Source organism: Spirosoma harenae, from assembly GCF_054776975.1.
Map to the genome: position 1 here is coordinate 256,362 of NZ_BAAHBD010000027.1, position 20,022 is coordinate 276,383.

General features: G+C 44.7%; 18 protein-coding genes. 6 read left to right on the forward strand and 12 right to left on the reverse strand.

What is annotated here, in order from left to right:
* Nucleotides 1-58 precede the first annotated feature (58 nt).
* The 5 genes from ACYVE4_RS26155 to ACYVE4_RS26175 all read right to left on the reverse strand — a co-directional run bounded on the left by ACYVE4_RS26155 (nucleotide 59) and on the right by ACYVE4_RS26175 (nucleotide 8,288).
* Complete coding sequence (locus ACYVE4_RS26155; protein ID WP_461043241.1) at nucleotides 59-1,699, reverse strand: TldD/PmbA family protein; 1,641 nt, start codon at nucleotides 1,697-1,699, stop codon at nucleotides 59-61.
* A 338-nt stretch (nucleotides 1,700-2,037) separates the two neighbouring features.
* Nucleotides 2,038-3,393, reverse strand: a complete 1,356-nt coding sequence (locus tag ACYVE4_RS26160; RefSeq protein WP_461043242.1) for a TldD/PmbA family protein — start codon at nucleotides 3,391-3,393, stop codon at nucleotides 2,038-2,040.
* Nucleotides 3,394-3,484: 91 nt separating this feature from the next.
* Nucleotides 3,485-5,125 (reverse strand): TldD/PmbA family protein, encoded by a 1,641-nt coding sequence (locus tag ACYVE4_RS26165; RefSeq protein WP_461043243.1) that lies wholly within the window; start codon nucleotides 5,123-5,125, stop codon nucleotides 3,485-3,487.
* Between the two features lie 51 nt (nucleotides 5,126-5,176).
* Entirely contained in the window at nucleotides 5,177-6,541 is a 1,365-nt protein-coding gene (locus tag ACYVE4_RS26170; protein ID WP_461043244.1) for a TldD/PmbA family protein, read from the reverse strand.
* 88 nt (nucleotides 6,542-6,629) lie between these two features.
* Complete coding sequence (locus ACYVE4_RS26175; protein ID WP_461043245.1) at nucleotides 6,630-8,288, reverse strand: TldD/PmbA family protein; 1,659 nt, start codon at nucleotides 8,286-8,288, stop codon at nucleotides 6,630-6,632.
* A 219-nt stretch (nucleotides 8,289-8,507) separates the two neighbouring features.
* Between ACYVE4_RS26175 and ACYVE4_RS26180 the strand changes: the two genes are divergently transcribed.
* Nucleotides 8,508-8,717, forward strand: coding sequence for a hypothetical protein (locus ACYVE4_RS26180; protein WP_461043246.1), 210 nt, complete (start codon nucleotides 8,508-8,510; stop codon nucleotides 8,715-8,717).
* A 76-nt stretch (nucleotides 8,718-8,793) separates the two neighbouring features.
* Here ACYVE4_RS26180 and ACYVE4_RS26185 read toward each other — a convergent pair whose 3' ends face one another.
* From ACYVE4_RS26185 to ACYVE4_RS26195, 3 genes are all read right to left on the reverse strand, one after another.
* Nucleotides 8,794-9,204 carry a hypothetical protein gene (locus ACYVE4_RS26185; protein WP_461043247.1) on the reverse strand — a complete coding sequence of 137 codons (411 nt, stop codon included), beginning with the start codon at nucleotides 9,202-9,204 and terminating at the stop codon, nucleotides 8,794-8,796.
* A gap of 77 nt (nucleotides 9,205-9,281) precedes the next feature.
* The gene (locus tag ACYVE4_RS26190; protein ID WP_461043248.1) at nucleotides 9,282-10,463 is read right to left on the reverse strand and encodes an alpha/beta hydrolase family protein; all 1,182 of its coding nucleotides are present in this window, start codon (nucleotides 10,461-10,463) and stop codon (nucleotides 9,282-9,284) included.
* 109 nt (nucleotides 10,464-10,572) lie between these two features.
* On the reverse strand, nucleotides 10,573-11,649 hold the full coding sequence (locus ACYVE4_RS26195; RefSeq protein ID WP_461043250.1) for an ATP-grasp domain-containing protein: 1,077 nt from the start codon (nucleotides 11,647-11,649) through the stop codon (nucleotides 10,573-10,575).
* A 489-nt stretch (nucleotides 11,650-12,138) separates the two neighbouring features.
* On the opposite strand from ACYVE4_RS26195, the gene ACYVE4_RS26200 reads away from it, so the two are divergent.
* Nucleotides 12,139-12,525 (forward strand): hypothetical protein, encoded by a 387-nt coding sequence (locus ACYVE4_RS26200; RefSeq protein WP_461043251.1) that lies wholly within the window; start codon nucleotides 12,139-12,141, stop codon nucleotides 12,523-12,525.
* Between the two features lie 448 nt (nucleotides 12,526-12,973).
* On the opposite strand, the gene ACYVE4_RS26205 is transcribed toward ACYVE4_RS26200, so the two are convergent.
* Together ACYVE4_RS26205 and ACYVE4_RS26210 are read right to left on the reverse strand one after the other, a co-directional pair.
* Entirely contained in the window at nucleotides 12,974-13,429 is a 456-nt protein-coding gene (locus tag ACYVE4_RS26205) for a DinB family protein (protein ID WP_461043252.1), read from the reverse strand.
* A gap of 62 nt (nucleotides 13,430-13,491) precedes the next feature.
* The gene (locus ACYVE4_RS26210) at nucleotides 13,492-14,196 is read right to left on the reverse strand and encodes an esterase family protein (protein WP_461043253.1); all 705 of its coding nucleotides are present in this window, start codon (nucleotides 14,194-14,196) and stop codon (nucleotides 13,492-13,494) included.
* A gap of 144 nt (nucleotides 14,197-14,340) precedes the next feature.
* Between ACYVE4_RS26210 and ACYVE4_RS26215 the strand changes: the two genes are divergently transcribed.
* Nucleotides 14,341-15,228, forward strand: a complete 888-nt coding sequence (locus ACYVE4_RS26215; RefSeq protein WP_461043254.1) for an alpha/beta hydrolase — start codon at nucleotides 14,341-14,343, stop codon at nucleotides 15,226-15,228.
* 69 nt (nucleotides 15,229-15,297) lie between these two features.
* Entirely contained in the window at nucleotides 15,298-16,116 is an 819-nt protein-coding gene (locus ACYVE4_RS26220; protein WP_461043255.1) for a glycoside hydrolase family 16 protein, read from the forward strand.
* A 49-nt stretch (nucleotides 16,117-16,165) separates the two neighbouring features.
* On the opposite strand, the gene ACYVE4_RS26225 is transcribed toward ACYVE4_RS26220, so the two are convergent.
* Together ACYVE4_RS26225 and ACYVE4_RS26230 are read right to left on the reverse strand one after the other, a co-directional pair.
* Nucleotides 16,166-17,122 (reverse strand): nitrilase family protein, encoded by a 957-nt coding sequence (locus ACYVE4_RS26225; RefSeq protein WP_461043256.1) that lies wholly within the window; start codon nucleotides 17,120-17,122, stop codon nucleotides 16,166-16,168.
* Between the two features lie 176 nt (nucleotides 17,123-17,298).
* Nucleotides 17,299-17,460: a lmo0937 family membrane protein gene (locus ACYVE4_RS26230; RefSeq protein ID WP_461043257.1), complete on the reverse strand. Its 162-nt coding sequence runs from the start codon at nucleotides 17,458-17,460 to the stop codon at nucleotides 17,299-17,301.
* A gap of 276 nt (nucleotides 17,461-17,736) precedes the next feature.
* Between ACYVE4_RS26230 and fumC the strand changes: the two genes are divergently transcribed.
* Nucleotides 17,737-19,137, forward strand: coding sequence for a class II fumarate hydratase (fumC, locus tag ACYVE4_RS26235; protein WP_461043258.1), 1,401 nt, complete (start codon nucleotides 17,737-17,739; stop codon nucleotides 19,135-19,137).
* Nucleotides 19,138-19,590: 453 nt separating this feature from the next.
* Nucleotides 19,591-20,022, forward strand: a complete 432-nt coding sequence (locus ACYVE4_RS26240) for a MarR family winged helix-turn-helix transcriptional regulator (protein WP_461043259.1) — start codon at nucleotides 19,591-19,593, stop codon at nucleotides 20,020-20,022.

A 20,022-nucleotide genomic window follows, 5' to 3' on the forward strand; every position in this document is an offset into this window, starting at 1 on the left:
ATAGGATGTATGTATCGTGAATTGAAAATATATCCTATATCATACACCATACTTCTAGTTATATTTTCCGTCCTGTGTTAAGTACGTTGACGCCGTTGAAGCGAGCGGTTGCGCTGCCATGCGATACGGAATTGATCTGAGAAGGTTGGCCTTTTCCGTCAAAGAACGTGCCACCCATACGGTAATCGCGTTCATCGCAAACTTTCACACAGGAGTTCCAAAATTCCTGCGTATTCGACTGATACGCAACGTCTTTGAGCATACCCGCGATCTGACCATCTTTGATTTCGTAGAACAACTGACCGCCGAACTGGAAATTGTAGCGTTGCTGATCAATCGAATAAGAGCCATCACCAATGATGTAAATGCCTTTTTTTACATCCTTGATCATTTCCTCTACGGTAAGCGGTTCTTTACCAGGAGCCAGTGATACGTTAGCCATACGCTGAAATTGAACGGTGCTCCAGCTATCAGCGTAGCAGCACCCTTGCGATTCTTGCTCCCCAATGATGTGGGCCTGGTCGCGAATGGCCTGGTAGCTGACCAAAATACCATCTTTAATAATATCCCATTTCTTGGTTTTTACGCCCTCATCATCCCATCCCACATCGCCTAATGAACCCGGTTGAACTTTGTCGGCAAAGAAGTTGACTACGGGACTGCCATAGTTGAATTTTTTGGATTGCCATTTATCCAGCGTCGCAAACGAAGTGCCCGCAAAATTTGCCTCGTACCCCAACACCCGATCCAGCTCGGTAGCATGTCCAACGGATTCATGGATGGTGAGGTATGTATTCGTAGGGTCGAGAACCAGATCATATTTTCCAGCTTCGACGGATTTTGCTTTGAGTTTCAGACGCGCTTGCTTGGCAGCTGCGGCTGCATCTTCTAGTATGTCATACCCTTGTTTATAGAGCGTCGTGACACCTGCTAGTTTATCGGAAGGATTGGTTTGCAGATAGTCGTAGCTCCGACCCATAGGTGCACTCAGCGAGTCGCGGGTAGCCATGATACCACTTGCTTTATCTACCGCTGTAACCGTGAAATTAGGCCAGATACGGTGTACGTCCTGATCAATATAGGAGCCATCGGTGGAGGCAAAATACTTTTGCTCATTGATCATGAACAACGTATTATTAATGAAATTAGCCCCGTTTTGCATCGCGGTGCCGTTCGCCGTCAGTAGCAAATCAACTTTTTCCTTAACGGGCACTTCAAACGAATTTTTCGTGACTTTGGTCTTCCAGCTTACTTCGCCAAACCCTTTCTGCGGGGCCAGCTGAACAGGTTTTTTTTGCAACCTGGAATGAGCCTTAGCAAAGGCAACCGCTTTTTCGGCAGTTCTGGCTACATCTTCTTCGCTTTGGGTTTCGCCAATAGCTGCAAATCCCCAACAGCCGTTTGCAATAACCCGGACGCCTACGCCAAAGGATTCCGTGTTAATGATGTTCTGTACTTTGTCTTCCCGAGTCATGATGTACTGATTCAGGTATCGACCGATTCGAACATCCGCATACGTGGCTCCTTTCGATTTGGCGGCATTTAGAGCCGCATCGGCCAGTCGTTTCTTAATAGAGACATCCAGGCCGGGTTCCAGTAATTCTTCAGCCGTGACGGTTCGGCCTAAAGCGGACATTGAGGGCAATAAGATCCCGGCAGCGCCCGCGCTCAAAAGTTGGTTAAATTGTCGACGATTCAAGGGGTGATCCTCCTGTTTAGTTTGGGTGAAATGACGCGTACGGTTCAGCAATCAGTGTAGAAAGAAGCCAACTAATAGATGGAAAAGCTTTTTTAATATTATATTGTGATAAGTTGAAAATGAAAAATATAAAATTAAAAATCAATGATTTATAGATATTAAATTTTAAATTATTAATAATGGATAAATAATTGATTGTTTAGTTATAAAAGGTGCGATTGATGGTTGATTATCAATTTGTCACTTTCGCTGACCTCATGATAAGAGTTAATCACAGACCATAAAAAAAGCATCTGCTTAGAAGACAGATGCTTTTAACTTATTGAGAATAGACGAGTTTAGACGGCGTCGGAAAGGCTCGTGAACGTAAAGTCGCGAATCTTCATCGGGGGAATCAAATTGCCACCTGCCCGAACGGGTTTACCCAGCGCTTCGATGTTATTGAGCATAATGACCGGACTTTCGTTGAATCGGAAATTCTTTACCGGGAATTTGATCTGCCCATTTTCGATATAGAATGTCCCGTCGCGGGTAAGACCCGTATACAGTTGCGTTTGCGGGTCAACAGCGCGTATGTACCAGAAACGGGTAACCAGAATGCCTTTATCTGTACTTTTAATCAGATCGGCTAACGACTGATTTCCGCCCATGAGAATAAATCCACCAGCACCTGGTATAGGCTTAACTCCTTTTTTTTCAGCCCAGTAACGGGAATACGTCATATTTTTAACGACACCGTTTTCAATCCAGGTGCGTTTTTCCTGTGGAAGGCCATCTCCACCACCGCCCCCACCGAAGCGACCACCACCGCCCCCACCACCAAATGGCGATAGAGGTAGATCGGCATTCATCGGATCGCTGATGATCGTTACGCGTTCATCGAAGAGTTTTTCGCCCAAACGTGTGCCACCACCTTTCTTACTTAGGAAGCTCCGGCCCTCGTCGGCATTTCGAGCGTCCATACTCCGCATCATATTTTGCAGTAGTTCGACAGAAGCCGTTGGTTCCAGAATCACAGTATATTTTCCGGGTTCCAACGCGCGTGCATTTACCGATGCAAGGGCTTTCCCCATCGCGATTTCGGTAGCCGCTTTCGTACTCAGTTTGCTAATGTCATTTACATCTGGATTCGCATAGCCTGACCCCAGACCATCAGCAGTACGAACGGTGATCGAGAAATCAACGCCCGTTGACCGATTATAGCCGAACAATCCTTTGCTGTTGCCAATTGAAGAAAAACCGGTTGAATCTTCCATGTAGCCAGCGGCCGTAAGATTTTTCTGACGACAGGGATCGATGCTGTCGAAAGCCGCTTTAGCCCGGAATTCCGGGTCAATTTTAGCGGTCGATTCGGAGTAGGTGCCCGTCTCCAGATAAGTTTGTGGCCCTAGCATGGGCATGTACTCTGGATTTTCGGGAGCCAGTCGAGCAATTTCTTCGGCCCGGCGGACCGTTTTTTCCAGAGAGGCATCATCAAACTCGTTGATAGTAGCCGTACCAGATTTTTTGCCAAATACGGCCGTTACTGATAAACCAAGGTTATCAGATTCGCCACTTGTCGATACGGAGTTCCGTGCGTACCGAATATTACCTGTTCGACTACCCGACAGACCGACACTCATTTCGTCGGCTTTCGAATAGGAGAGGACTTTATCAATGATCTTTTTTGCTTCGTCTTTGCTTAGAAGTGCCATTATATTTAGTTGATAGTCAAGAGTCGATAGTCGTTAGTAATCGATTACACCAGCCACTCTCGACTGATGACTAACGACTATCGACTAATTCTTATATTTTTCGTGCTGTATTGATCACATTTACCCCATTGAAGCGGGCGGTTGCACTGCCGTGCGATACGGCACTCGATTGCGAAGGCTGACCTTTACCGTCGTTAAACGCCCCACCAAGTCGGTAATCGCTCTCGTCGCAGACAGCTACGCAGGAATTCCAGAACTCTCTGGTATTAGCCTGATAAGCAACGTCTTTGAGCATTCCGGCAATTTGACCGTCTTTGATTTCATAGAACAGCTGACCACCGAACTGGAAGTTATAGCGTTGCTGATCAATGGAGAACGAGCCATCGCCGATGATGTAAATGCCTTTTTTGACATCTTTGATCATGTTCTCTACGGATAAAGGCGTTTTCCCGGCTGCCAATGAGACATTGGCCATGCGTTGGAATTGTACCGAACTCCAGTTATCGGCATAGCAACAGCCTTGCGATTCTTTCTCTCCGATGATATGTACCTGATCCCGAATGGCCTGATAATTAACCAGAATACCATCTTTTACCAAATCCCAACGCTTCGTTTTTACACCTTCGTCATCGTAACCAACGGCTCCCAATGATCCCACCTGGGTTTTGTCGGCGAAGAAGTTCACGGCTTTGCTACCATAAGCGAAGTCTTTCGTCTTCCATTTATCGAGGGTGGCAAAACTGGTTCCGGCGTAGTTGGCTTCGTAGCCGAGCACGCGGTCGAGTTCGAGTGGGTGACCGACCGATTCGTGGATTGTCAACCAGGTATGCGAAGGGTCGAGAACAAGGTCGTATTTACCCGCTTCTACTGACTTGGCTGATAATTTTTCTTTAGCCTGTTTAGCCGCTAACGTGATATCTTCCAGCATATCGTACCCTTTATTGTAGCGGGTAGTTATGCCGGTTACTTTATCAGCGGGATTGACTTGTAAATATTCGTAACCCATGCCCATTGGGGCACTTAGTGAGTTACGAGTCGCAAACCGTCCATTTGCTGGATCAACGGCTGTTACGGTGAAGTTTGGTCCAATGCGGTGGATGTCCTGATCAGAATAGGTGCCATCAGTCGAGGCAAAATACTTCTGTTCGTTAATCTGGAACAATACGTTGTTGACGAAGTTTGCGCCATTCTGCATGGCAGCCGCGTTGCACGACAGAAGCAAATCTACTTTCTCCTTGACGGGTACTTCGAACGCATTTCGTTTAATAGGCGCTTTCCAACTCACTTCACCGTAGCCTTTTTGCGGGGCTAATTGGACAGGCTCTGTTAGTAAACGAGCATTCGCTTTGGCAATTTTCACGGCGGTTTCGGCGGCTTTGGCCACTACCGATTCATCACGAGCATCGCCTACCGATGCAAATCCCCAGCAACCATTCGCAATAACCCGAACGCCAACACCAAACGATTCAGAATTGATGATGCCTTGAACTTTGTTTTCGCGGGTAAGTACAAATTGGTTTAGGTAGCGACCAATACGTACATCAGCGTAGGTAGCGCCTTTCGCTTTAGCGGCATTGAGTGCAGCGTCCGCAAGACGCTTTTTGATAGACACATCCAGACCGGGCTCCAGAAGGGCTTCAGCCGGAACAGTCTTGGAAAAAGCAGGCAGGGAAGGAATCATGATCCCAGCGGCACCCATGCCTAATAGTTGATTAAAATCTCGACGATTCATGTAATTGGTTAAACTATAAGTCGATGAATACTAGAGTAATACTGACGGCTACTATACGGCGTCCGATAAACTGGTAAACGTAAAGTCCCGAATTTTCATTGGGGGAATCAGATTGCCTCCCATCCGAACGGGTTTGCCCAACGCTTCGAGGTTGTTGAGCATAATGACTGGACTTTCGTTGAATCGGAAATTCTTTACTGGGAATTTGATCTGCCCATTTTCGATATAGAATGTCCCGTCGCGGGTAAGACCCGTGTAAAGTAATGTTTGTGGATCGACCGGGCGGATGTACCAAAACCGCGTGACTAGAATCCCTTTTTCCGTGCTTTTGATCATGTCGGCAAGTGATTGCGTACCGCCTTCCATAATGAAATTACCCGGAGGTGGAATCGCTTTAACGCCTTTTTTATCAGCCCAATAGCGCGAATACGATAAATTTTTAACGACTCCTTTTTCGATCCAGGTTACTTTCTCTTGTGGCCGGCCATCACTACCGCCACCCCCAAAGCGACCACCTCCGCCACCGCCAAAAGCACCCGAAGGAACTTCAGGATTCGTCGGATCGGAATAGATCGTTACGCGCTCATCGAATAACTTTTCGCCCAGTCGTGTACCACCACCTTTTTTGCTTAGGAAACTCCGGCCTTCTTCTGCGCTTCGGGCGTCAAACGAATTCATCATGGCGGCCATCAGCGAGGCATCGACGTTCGCTAGAAGAGCTGCTGGTTCCAGAATTACGGTATATTTTCCTGGTTCCAGAGCGCGGGCACTGCTCGATGCCAGCGCTTTTTGCATCGCGATTTCGGTCGCGTCTTTCGTGCTGAGTTTCGAAACGTCGGTCACATCGCGGGTAGCGTATCCTGAACCCATTCCGTCGGACGTACGGACGGTGATGGAGAATTCAACCGACGTTTCCCGGTTGTAAGCTGATAGCCCTTTCGTATTACCAATGGCTGTAAACCGGGTCGTATCTTCCATATACCCAGCGGCTACCAGATTTTTCTTCCGGCAGGGATCAATGCTGTCGAAAGTTGCCTGAGACCGGAAATCGGGGTCGATCTTGGCGGTACTTTCGGCATATGGATCAGCTGGCAGATAGGTTTGTGGCCCAAGCATAGGCATGTATTCTGGATTTTCGGGAGCCAGTTTAGCAATTTCCTCAGCCCGGCGAACCGTTTTTTCCAGCGATTTATCGTCAAACTCGTTGACGGTAGCCGTACCAGATTTTTTGCCGTATACGGCCGTTATAGACAGTGACTGATTAACGCTTTCGCCACTGGTTGATACTGCATTGCGGGCATAGCGAATATTGCCCGTACGTCCGCCCGTCAGGTTGACGCTCATCTCGTCAGCCTTTGAATAGGAGAGGACTTTATCAATGATCTTTTTTGCTTCGTCTTTAGTTAGGAGGGCCATTATATTTAGTTGATAGTCAAGAGTCGAAAGTCGTTAGTAGATTGCACCAGACACTCTGGACTGATGAGTAACGACTTTCGACTAATCCTTATATTTTCCGTCCGGTGTTAATGACATTTACCCCGTTGAAGCGGGTAGTGGGGCATCCGTGCGATACAGCACTGACCTGTGAAGGCTGGCCTTTTCCGTCGAAGAACGAACCGAATGTACGGTAATCGTCTTTGTCACAGAGCTGGGCACACGAGTTCCAAAATTCCTGCGTGTTCGATTGATAGGCTACGTCATCTAGCATGCCAGCAATTTCGCCATTCTTGATTTCATAGAATAATTGACCGCCGAACTGGAAATTATAGCGCTGCTGATCAATCGAATACGAACCCCGACCAAGGATATAAATACCTTTATCAACGCCTTTGATCATGTCGGATACGGAGCGTTTTTCAGTACCCGGCTGGAGCGATACATTAGGCATCCGCTGGAATTGTACCGAATCCCAGTTGTCAGCGTAGCAACAGCCGTTTGATTCTTTCTCACCCAGAATAGCCACCTGATCGCGAATAGCCTGATAGTTCACCAGAATGCCATCTTTGATCAGATCCCACTTTTTGCCGGGAACGCCTTCGTCGTCGTAACCAACGGTACCGAGTGTATTTGGTTGGGTTTTATCCGCTACGATATTAACCAGTTTGCTGCCATAATTAAACGTCTTGCTTTTCCATTTATCGAGGGTGGCAAAACTGGTTCCGGCATAATTGGCTTCGTAGCCCAGTACACGATCAAGTTCGAGTGGGTGACCGACCGATTCATGGATGGTCAGGCCGAGGTGATTAGGGTCGAGGACGAGATCGTATTTGCCTGGCTGAACGGTTTTGGCTGTTAATTTTTCTTTCGATTGTTTGGCCGCTAAGATGGCATCTTCGACCATGTCGTACGAATTACGATAGCCAACCAGCCCATTTGGAGCCGGAATTTTTTCAGAGGCTAGCCCTTCCAGATACTCGTAGCCCATGCCCATAGGCGAGCTAAGGGCATCGCGAGTTTTGAATTTTCCCGCAGCCCGGTCAACTACGGATACCGTAAAGGTTGGCCATATCCGGTGGATATCCTGATCGATGTATGAACCATCAGTAGACGCAAAATACTTCTGCTCGTTGACGAAAAACAGATTCGAGGTCATAAAGGCGGCTCCATTTTTCATGGCTTCACCGTTGACCTTCATCAGCAACTCAATCTTTTGCTGAACCGGGATTTCGAACGCATTTTTTTTGATGGGCGTTTTCCAGGTTACTTCGCCTACGCCTTTTTGAGGGGCAAGTTGGACCGGCTCGGTTTGGAGTTTGGAGTTTGCTTTAGCGATGGCTACCGCGGTTTGGGCAGCTTTGGCAACGCCATCTGGCGTAACGTTGCTGGTAGCCGCAAATCCCCATGTACCGTTGGCAATCACCCGAATACCAACCCCAAACGATTCAGCGTTGACAATGTTCTGCACTTTCATTTCACGGGTAAACATGAATTGTTGCAGATACCGCCCAATCCGAACGTCGGTGTAAGTTGCCCCTTTACTTTTGGCTGTGTTAAGGGCAACGTCTGCCAATCGTTTTTTTGCCGCATTGTCGATGCCTACGCCCCGGCCCGATGCTTCGTGCAAATACTCAGCCGATACGGAACTACCGTACACAGGAATCCCGGTTGTCAGAAGGCCGCCAATCCCCAGGCCCGACAACTGGATAAAATCTCGTCTTTGCATTGATTGATTAATTTGTAGAATTATTCGTTGATGATTCAGAAATACGCGTAGGAAAACACGAATATCCTAAAAAATGGCGAAGCGACACTATCTACTTGTTAATTTATAAAGAATCGTAAACGGTATGTGAACAGCTTTACCTAATAAAATTCGGTAAAAATACCTATATACACCTGATTTATTAGGAATTTAGCCTCTCAACTCAACCGATATAGAATTATGCAGGAAAGCCGATTTGAGGAGTTTATTCAGGATGTATTGATAACAATATACGCCAACATCCGCGATTTGGAAGAAAAACGAACGTTTGCTGATCCGGATGAACACGACTATATCGATGGGCGATTAGTTAGCTACGGCGAAATGCTGGCAATCCTGCGAGCCTCCGCCCGCGACACCGGTATCGATCCAAAATCAGTTGGACTATAAGCAAAGATTAGCTGTATAAAATCCCTGGTTTTTACTTGACAAAGTTGGCAATTAGGCCTTAGAAAGATGGAAAAGATTACAGCCGTACCAAAGTCCGAGTAGCCGTAGCCGGTTTGTTGAAACCTAATTCAAAAAAGTTCTCTAACCGTAATTGATTGCCATTGCGCTCAATCCGATAACCCGTCTTCAGCATAGAGCTGGAAAGCAGGTTCTGCACCACAATCATAGAGTCCTGTAGTTCATACTGATAAAGTCCACTCCCTATTTTCGGAACGAGATAACCTCCGGCGTTCAATTCCTTACCACGATTGACAAGTATTGTATTTTCCAACAAACTCCCATTGTATGTCGGGTTGAAAATAATTGTGTCTCTCCTGGCTGAAATTTCGACCCATGCTCCCGTTAACGTTTGAGGGGTAACTGAATCCGATGAATGACAGGCCATAAATCCTGAGGCAACTAGCAGAAGCGTAAATAATGTGCGCATAGAAAGGGCTTTACTGTTGTAGACTCCTTTCAATAGAAAACAGTTGGAAATTAGGGCTAATCAAATGAATGATAGACTTAATTTTTTAAGCCGTCGAACCAGGCGAGGGCTCGATGCATAAATACGACTTCTGTGGGGGTATGCCCTCCCCTGGCAATCGTTTCCAGACTAAGTTTTGTGGAGCCAAGTTTTCGAAGCGCAGTGTAGGTTTGCTGTGAGGTCAGAAACGGGATAATTTCATCTTCTTCGCTATGAATCAGCTGGGTAGCGGTTTGGGTTTTCCAGTTAGTCAAATCATTATCAGCAAGGGCTTTGCCGAAGGCCGATGTTGGGTTTTTGATATCGGCACGAAACTGGTCTGTACAAATCTTGTCGAAGCTAAGCGTAATCGATCGGGCGCTATCCAATGATTGGCTAATGCGTTCAGCATAAGGTGATTTGAAATAGTAGCTGACGGGTTTATTCAGCCCATAGATACGATCGTAACTCAGGATTTCCCACGCATAAATGTAATTAGCGATTCCGCCGACCGTCTTATTTTGCGTTACGTAGTTGAAAAAAGCAGGCATCGCATAAGGCCCAGCTCCGCAACTCGACCCGGCCAGGGGAAGCTCATCTTTGTACCTGTCTTCGATTAACTGTTGCGCTGACAGCGTTGCAAAACCGCCTTCTGAATAGCCAGCCAGGAAAACCTTGTTCGTCCATTGAAGCTCTTTCTTTTTCAAGAACGCTTTCGTCGCCAGTAGCATATCGGCAGTGGCCTGAGCCAGCGTTTGGCGGTGTTCGTAGTCGTGAGGGAAGTCCTCCGATTCTCCGTAGCCGATGTAGTCAGGGCAAACCACTATATAGCCGTGAGTCGCAAAATAGATTGGGTACGAGAAATTAAGGGCACTAAAGTTAAGTCCTGAGGGGGCTTCCTGATTCGAGAAAGCGGTTGAATGCTGTAAACTCAATAATGGATACTGCTTGCCGGGTGCATTTATCTGACTAGGCAAATACACTATGCCTGAAGCTGTAATACTTGTGCCATCCTGAAGCGTCGTCTGATAAATAAGTTTATTGATACTAATCTGATAATCGCCAGGTTGATAGGCCAGCGAATCATTGCTTGTGCTTAGTAATTTCAGGATACTATTATTGTAAAAAACAACCTGATTTGAGCTTATCAGTACAGGTTTTGGTTGATTATTGGGTGTATCGCAGGCGGTAAGAGTTACTAATAAGCTAAAAAGTAAAATTATAGGTAATTGTTTACTCATGTAGTTACGGTGTAATTAAAAAACTAGTCCTTTCACTTTGGATTTTGTGCATAAATAATGCCATGACAAAATCTTGCCATGGCATTATTTATATAGGACTATAAATTCCCTATTTTTTACCTTTTTTCGGTTTTTCTTCTTTTGTTTTTTCTGACTTCTTGTCAGCCTTAGGTGATTCTTCTGTTTTAGCGCCTTTTGAGGGTTTTGCTTTTTCGACTGGAGCTTCCTGCGATGCAGTTACAGAACCGCGAACAAATGTTCCCCATGTCAGATTATCTTTTCCTTTTTGTACCTTTTTAGCTCGTTCGATAGCCATGTTGGCAGCCGCTTCAACAACCCAGTCGAAGTTGGCCTGACCGACGGAATGAACATCGGCGTCTGGAGCAGGATTGCAGAAATCAATAGCGATTGGAATGCCATCTCGCACCGCAAATTCAACCGTATTGAAATCGTAACCTAAGCCATGGTTCAATTTTAGTACATAATCGGTCATGGTAGCCAGTAGTTTCTTTCCTGCATCGCCCGTTGTTTTCATCTCGGCTGCATACCGTAGATGATGTGGATTGCGAGGTTCATACGGCATAATACGTACATCTTTACCGCCAATGCAATAACACCGGAAATAGTCAGTAAAGTCGATGGCTTCCTGGTAGAGCATAACCAGTTGCCCGGTTTCGTCATAAGCTTTAAACATCTGCTCTGGATTGTCCACTTTATAGACGCTCTTCCAGCCACCGCCCGCATGGGGTTTCATAAAGGCAGGGAAACCAATATGGTTAAAAATTCCCTCCCAGTTCATGTGTTTTAGGTTACGGAACGAATTATGGTTCGTATCGTCGGGACGTTCTTTGGAGGGGAGTAGAATCGTTTTAGGGACTGGGACACCGAGCTGAACGGCCAGAGCATTATTAAAAAACTTCTCGTCGGCACTCCACCAGAACGGATTATTAATAACAGCTGTACCCGTCAGAGCCGCATTTTTCAGGAATGCCTTGTAGAAAGGAACATCCTGTGATATACGGTCGATAATAACGGCGTATTCTGTTGGTACACTTTGTTCAACCTGCTCGATACTAACGAATTCAGCCGGGATTGCACTCTGCTTTTCATTAACTCGATCAACGAATGCCTGCGGGAACGTATTTTCCTGGCCAAACAATATGCCTATTTTAGGTTTTGCGCTCATAACCAAGGGATTAGATGCTTTTTTGCTGTTTGTCGATTAACAATAGTAAAACACATTGGTTAAACATATTGCTTTTAAGTGGGTAAACATAGCCATTTTCAGAATGTTTACTAGCTTCCTCAACTAATCTTCGCATTGACTGGGTTCCTGATAATTTCTATTCTTCTAATCTGAATGCCATTCAATTATCATCAACTGGCTTAATCATTTGGTTTTATCCCAATTATTCAATCCGCGATTTTGGCGCGAAAAGATCCCTTTTTTTGTGATTTATCAGTCCTAAATCTATTGTATGATGATCTTAAATAATGTAAGTTTGTTTTCTTCTGCTAGTATATATTAATGGAAAAGATATATATTGATTTTCTAGGAAATAATATGTTAATCTTTACTTTTATTGATAACTATTAGGGAATTTGCCGAAAGGGTTAACCCATAAACCTATAAAACTACCGTACTATATGTATTTAACGAACAGCCTGTTTCCGCATGAAATCAACGATTATTCTTCTCGTTGTCAGCTTATCCTTTATTATTCTGGTATTTAGTAGACCAAGCATTAATCGCTTTATTCAGCAGCAAAAACAGCAGGAACCCAATACTGAAACCACTAAAACGGATCTGCACACCAGGCAGCAACATATACAGATTGCAGAAAGTGAAATAAGGAATCGCTTAAACGAGGCCGGTATGCGCTGTGAGGGCATAAAAGAAATCGAAACAGGATGTCTTTGGATCGCTGTTGAGGAATACAATAAACAGGATACAAATCTGGTAATGACGCTAGAGCGCATTGCCAAAGGTCAACTCTTTGACTGTCTGACTATTGTTGATTTTAAACAGAATACGATAACGCGAACTGTGAATACTCAATAAGCAAACAGCTAGTCTTCTGGTGAGTGTTGATATAAGTTGGAAATTACAAAGCCCAATCTGTTTTGACTGGGCTAGTTCCAAGAATCAGATAAAGCACTAATTGTAAAAAGCCGAGCAAACGTACTGACTTAATACCAATCCATATTCATTATAACGCTGAACATAGAGGTGCAACCCGGTGGCCGTTACTCGGAAATTTGGTCGAACGAAAGTAGAGGTTATCATAGTGCAAGTAGTCGGATTTGATATTATTGGTATCAAATGCAACTACTATGCCTAATTTGTTGAAGTAGTAAAAAATTATATTAATTTTTTTTACGACATATTCGAGAGGTTTTATTACTTGAAATGTGCGTTTCCTACTACTAATGGGGAAAAAGAATATATGTATGGGGCGTGTTGAACTTATTGGATCATAATACTATAATTTATAGCTATAGTGTAAAAGTTACAAGAGCGTTTTTAGATGGTGTTCCAGGTGGATTACATAGTCTTCAATTAGCCAGCCTAATGTTTTAATCTCACATGAGTCGGTCGCTTGATTATCATTACCAGGTTTAATTTTCCGGTCTAGTGTTTCGGCTGAAGCACCATTCGCTACAAATAAGATTTGCTGGTTCAGGCTGGCCCAAAGCGATAGTAAATGCTCTACGGGTAAATCCTGATATCGATTAATAACAACTAACTGATTCTGATTGTAAGGAATAACCTGATAAGGTTCAGGGGCAAATTGTGCATCGGTAAACCGTTTCAGATTATTAATGGCCGAATCGATCAAATGACCCAATACCTGTTTCCGCGACCATTTTCCAGGAACGTGCCCAGTTAGTTCCTCATACGATAACGCACTCAGCTTTTTGGGAACTTCAACAATGTAGTTACTTAGTCGATTATGAGGGTTCATGAGATGGATGATATAAGATGCAGGACAAAATACATCATCCATCTTATATCATCCATACAATATTATATTGTGCTCAAATATCTGGGGAACTGGTCTTTCCAGACAGGCCAGTCGTGGTTGCCCCAGGGAGTAACATCGAGTTGATGCCGGATGCCTTTTCGACTAAGAATTCCAGACATCTGATAATTATCCTCTTTGCAGAAATCGTATTCCGATGTGCCCAGAATGATATTCATGTGGTAAAACTCGTCGTTGTGCGCATTCGGTAGGAAATCGGGAGGGTTGTTAAAGTAAACGTTATCATCGTAATACCCACCCAAGAACGACTTGATGTTAAAAGCTGCTCCCATAGTTAGCAGATGCCCCACCTGTTCGGGATGGCGAAACGCAAAATTCAGCGCATGATAGCCACCAAACGAAGCTCCGGAAACACCGATTTTTCGAACATTACACTCCCGTTGAATACCCGGCACCAATTCATGGTGGAGAAAACGATCGTAAAGAACGTGATTCCAGATACGGGTTCCGGGGTGTAAATGTTTGGCGTACCAGCTATCGCGGTCGATACTATCAATACAATACAACTTCACTTTTCCTGTTTCCACAAACCAGCGAGCGGTTTCGGTCAGACCAAAGTCTTTGTACTCATAATAGTGACCCATAGACGTTGGAAACAGTAATACCGGATACCCCCAGTTTCCATAAACCAGCATTTCTATATCGCGGCCTAAATGGTGCGAATACCATTTTCGATAGTCTTCCTGCACGTTGTTGTTTGTTTAATGAGTGCTTAAAATTACCGCTGAAAATAGAAGAAATCGCTGGCCCCGACAAAAACAAAGCGATTTACGTCGAAAAAATTAGCTACTTTGTGGATTGTGAAGATTATCCTTTTGTTATTTTTTGCGCTTATGGCTGAACTTGTACAAGCCTCTACCGATGCTGAAAAGCAAACCGTGACCGTGCTACATGACGATTCCTTATATTCCGTACCACTGAATCGAACCGTTCACTTAGACATACTATTGCCCCCGAATTACCAGGCATCTCAGAAAAAGCAATCCAAAGAAACTTTGCCTGTACTATACCTAAACGATGGGCAGGATCTGGGGCGTTTGGACATGTCGGATGTGCTGAATTCGCTTTACCAAACAGAAGCTATTCAGCCATTTATTCTGGTTGCTATTCACGCTGGTGATCGCATTCAGGAGTATGGTGTTGCGGCTCAGGCCGATTACCTAAATCGGGGGAGTAAAGCTAATTTATATACCGACTTTGTACTTACAGAACTGTTGCCTTATATCAAAAAGCACTATCCGGTTAGCACCGAGCCTGCTACGTGTGTATTGGCGGGCTTTTCACTTGGTGGCTTATCGGCATTCGATATTGTGTTTCATCATCCTGAACATTTTGCCAAAGCTGGTGTGTTTTCGGGATCATTTTGGTGGCGTAGTAAAAGTACGGCAGATGGCTATCGCGACGAAACCGACCGGATTATGCATGATCAGGTACGCAAAGGTACCCATCATAAACATACTCAGTTCTGGTTTGAGACAGGCACCGAAGACGAAACCAGTGATCGCAATAACAACGGGGTTATCGACTCGATTGACGATACATTGGATTTGATCGATGAGTTGGTGAAGAAAGGATATCGCTATGAACAGACCAATACGAATTCGCTAAATCGCCACTCTGATATTCGCTACGTTGAAATAAAGGGAGGTGAACATAATCAGGAAACCTGGAGTAAGATTATGCCTGATTTCCTGACCTGGGCGTTTGGTCGTACTGAATAAAAAGGCGAAATAGCCGTGTCAATGTTAATGAATGCCGAGGCCTTATAATCCGTAACCTTTACCAATTCGATGAAAACAGTGCTATTTATGCAGGGATTAGCTTTTATGGCTTTTTTTACCTTTAATAGTCCAGACATAACTCTTTCTGTACCTTCAGCTCAGGCAGGGCAAACCCTTATCTGGTCTGACGAGTTTAACGAACCAGGTTTACCCGACTCGACGAAATGGGGATATGAAGTCGGTGGCCATGGCTGGGGCAATAACGAGCTGGAATATTATACGTCAAAGCGTTCCGAAAATGCACGGGTCGAAAACGGAAAACTAATTATTGAGGCCCGAAAAGAGGCTTACGAAGGTAAAAATTACACCTCTGCCCGATTGTTGACCAAAGGCATTGTGGAGTGGAAGCATGGGCGGATTGAAGCCCTGGCAAAATTGCCCGCTGGCCGTGGAACCTGGCCCGCCATCTGGATGCTGGGGTCAAATATTTCAACAGTTAATTGGCCGCGCTCTGGTGAAATCGACATTATGGAACATGTCGGTTTCGATCCAGGCGTTGTTCACGGAACAATTCACACTGAAGCCTACAATCATGCTAAGAAAACCGAAAAGGGAAAAGCCATTACCGTAAAAAATGTATCGACAGAGTTTCATCTATATGCCATTGAATGGACAGCTGACAAGATTGATTTTTTTGTCGACGATCAGAAATATTACACCGTTGAGAAGGCAGTCTTAGGTAGTGAAGTGGCTCAATGGCCTTTTGAGCAGCCTTTTTACCTAATTTTGAACGTAGCCGTTGGCGGAAATTGGGGAGGACAAAAAGGCGTAGACGAATCCATATGGCCGCAGCGAATGGAGGTTGATTACGTTCGGGTATATCAATAGCATTCCGCAAAATGAACCGTGAAAAACATAATTCTTTTATTGAATTTAATTATTGTTCTTCAGAAGTGAGCCAGACCACTTTCTGCTCCGATTCATGCGGCTGACCCAAAATATCGCGGTATAATTCGGGCCGACGGGCGTTTCGGTATCGGTAGCCACCGGCTAGTTGGAGTTTATCAGGTGTACAGATCGCGGTCGCTACGTCATCGCCTAATTGACGGCATTCGACCAATATATCGCCAAAAGGGTCCAGGATCATCGAACAGCCGTTTTTCAACTGGTCGTCGTCCATACCGATCGGGTTCGAAAAAACAACATAAATGCCATTATCATAAGCACGAGCGGGTAGCCATTTCATCAGCCAGGCTCGTCCTTTCATACCGTCAAATTCCAGCCGGACAGATGTAGGGTCATTCTTGCGATTGACCCATAAAGTTGGATCCGCGAAGCCAGCGCCCGGCCGGGTAGACGGAGTCATCATCGTGACGTGCGGCATAAAAATAATATCGGCACCCAGCAGAGCCGTAGCCCGTACGTTCTCGACAATGTTATTATCGTAACAGATGAGAATCCCGCATTTCCAGCCAAATAAATCGAAAACAACGTATTCGTTGCCCGGCAAAATATGCGGATTAATGAACGGATGCAGCTTCCGATATTTCGCAACTAATCCATTCTTATCGACACAGACATAAGCCTTGAAAATCTGATCCTGTTCGTCTTTCTCAAACAAACCGGCCAGTATCACAATTTGGTGCTCCTGGGCAATTTGTTGGAGCACATCCATACTTTCACCTTCAGGGATAAATTCAGAAACAGCTAGAAGTTCTTCCTTCGACAAATGCCGGGCGAACGTGTATCCTGTGATGGAACACTCGTGAAAAGCAACAATCTGGGCTCCTTGCTGAGCTGCTTTTCCTGCCAAACTCCGGATAATTGAGAGATTGTACGCTTTGTCGCCACTGGCATTTTCAAACTGAGCCGTAGCGATTTTAAGGGTCTGCATAAAGAGATAAGTGTATAGGAATTTTGATGATCTACTCAATAAAAAGCAGAACTGGTCAGGGATTACTATTGAACGTATCGTAATCGTATTGTTAACGATCATTACGCGTCTAGCTATATGAAAACAGCCAGCTCATTACTGGGCTGGCTGTCTTTATAGGAAAACGGACGTTTTGTTTATACACTTCGCCCCTGAATAAGCCGGAGAAGTATAGCAATGATGGCGATAACAAGCAGGACGTGAATAATACCGCCCATACCGAAACTATTGAATCCTAAAAAGCCAAGCAGCCAAATAATAATCAGTACGACTGCGATGGTATACAGCAGATTGCCCATGATTGTAATGTTCTTAACGTTGAAATTAGGTGAATTGTAGGTAAAACTATGCTAGGCTTAATATGTTAGAAAATTGTATTTAAAACCGAAAAAATAAGTGAATGCCAACCAAAAGACGAGTATAAAAGATACAAATTCATTTCAACGCTGTTTTATTGAGGCATACCTTTGCAGCCGAATTTAAAGAGCAAAAGAGCGAATGAGTGATAACGCTGATTCAGGAAGTTGCTCTTTTGCTCATTCACTCTTTCGGGCTACGCGCCCTGCTCATTATTTATGGAATATCGCATCGAAAAAGACACGATGGGCCAGGTACAGGTTCCGGCCAATGTGTATTGGGGCGCTCAAACCCAGCGCTCGATTGAAAATTTTAAAATTGCGCAGGATATCAATAAAATGCCGCGTGAGATTATCCGGGCATTTGCTTACCTAAAAAAAGCAGCCGCTTTGACTAACCTCGATGCGGGTGTATTACCCAAAGAAAAAAGCGATCTGATTGGGCAGGCATGTGACGAAATCCTGGATGGGAAACTGGATGATCAGTTTCCGCTGGTCGTTTGGCAAACCGGTTCCGGCACCCAATCGAATATGAACGTAAATGAGGTGGTCGCTTATCGGGGGCATGTATTGCAGGGTGGGCAGCTTACGGATGAGAAGAAATTTCTGCACCCAAATGATGATGTGAATAAATCACAATCGTCGAATGATACGTTTCCGACGGCTATGCACATTGCAGCCTACAAAATTCTGCTTGACGTAACCATTCCAGGAATCACCAAACTGCGCGATACATTAGCCGCCAAGTCGAAGCAATTTATGCACATCGTCAAAATCGGCCGGACGCACTTTATGGATGCAACGCCCTTAACAGTAGGGCAGGAGTTTTCGGGTTACGTATCGCAACTGGATCATGGTCTGCGAGCCATCAATAATTCTCTGGCCCATCTGAGCGAACTAGCTTTGGGCGGAACGGCTGTAGGAACCGGAATTAATACACCGCCAAACTATTCCGAAAATGTCGCGAAGCACATTGCTGATCTAACGGGTTTACCTTTCATTACGGCTGAAAATAAATTTGAAGCGCTGGCCGCTCACGACGCTATTGTCGAAGCGCACGGTGCATTAAAAACTGTAGCAGCCAGCCTGATGAAAATTGGTAATGATATTCGGATGCTGTCGTCTGGCCCGCGTGCCGGTATTGGTGAATTGCATATTCCTGATAATGAGCCTGGTTCGTCGATTATGCCGGGTAAAGTAAACCCAACCCAGTGCGAGGCCATGACAATGGTAGCTGCTCAGGTCATGGGCAACGACGTAGCGATCAACTTTGGCGGTGCGATGGGGCATTTCGAGCTGAACGTGTTCAAACCGGTTATGATCTACAACTTCCTGCACTCCGCCCGACTCATTGGCGACGTTTGTGTTTCGTTCAATGACAAATGCGCGGAAGGCATCGAACCAATTGAAGCCAACATCAAAAAACACGTCGATTCGTCGCTAATGCTGGTAACAGCTCTAAATACAAAAATTGGCTATTACAAAGCAGCCGAAATCGCGCAGACAGCCCATAAGAATGGTTCCACGTTAAAAGAAACCGCCCTAAAACTCGGTTATCTGACAGAAGGAGAGTTTAACGAATGGGTGAAACCCGAAGATATGGTGGGTGAGATCAACTAACCCTAATTTTTTCATAGTACACGCAAAGAAGACCTCAACGTTGAGGTCTTCTTTGCGTGTACTGGTTTACCTAGAGAAATGCTAAACGATATCAAACAGAATAAATTAAGGACAACTAGCCTAGTTGATACATGTAGTCAGCATAAATAGATGCGTTTAATATTTTACACATCTACAGCCGATAGTCAAATTGATTTGAGTAAGTATAGTGCTAACGATGCGGTTAAAATCTTATTAAAAATATTATACTAACATATTGTTAAAATATAATTTATTCCCTAGATAATTAAAGATATATATTTGTATTATTTTAATACGATGATCTTATAGGACTAATCAAAGCAATTTTTGATTTTACTTTTCTAAGCTGATGATATTATTAACTTATTACTGTTTAAACGAAATTTGTTTAAACAAATGTTGGTTATACATTTGTCACGGCACTACAAAAACATGGAACCGCAGTTTCGAAACGAATACCACCGACTCATCATCAATCTGCACAAAACGGACGGATACATCTTCAATCACTTCCAGCAGAAAATGGCTCCGTTTGACCTGTCGGTGCAGCAGTATAAGGCCCTTCGCTTGCTTTCAGATGTCTTTCCAAACAGCTTGACGGCAGGTGAACTGAAAGAGAAAATGACGGATATGAACTCCGATATGACCCGATTGATCGACCGATTGGTTGCCAAGAATCTGGTGGTTCGGGAGGTAAATGCACTAAATCGTCGCCAGGTGAACCTGCGGCTGACGGTCGAGTCTAATCAATTTGTCGAAAAGGTAGCCGCTGAGTTCAAACATTTTGAATCGATAGTGAGCCACTTAACCGAAGAGGAAGCTCTCGTAATGAATAAACTTCTTGAAAAAATAAGAAAGCAATAA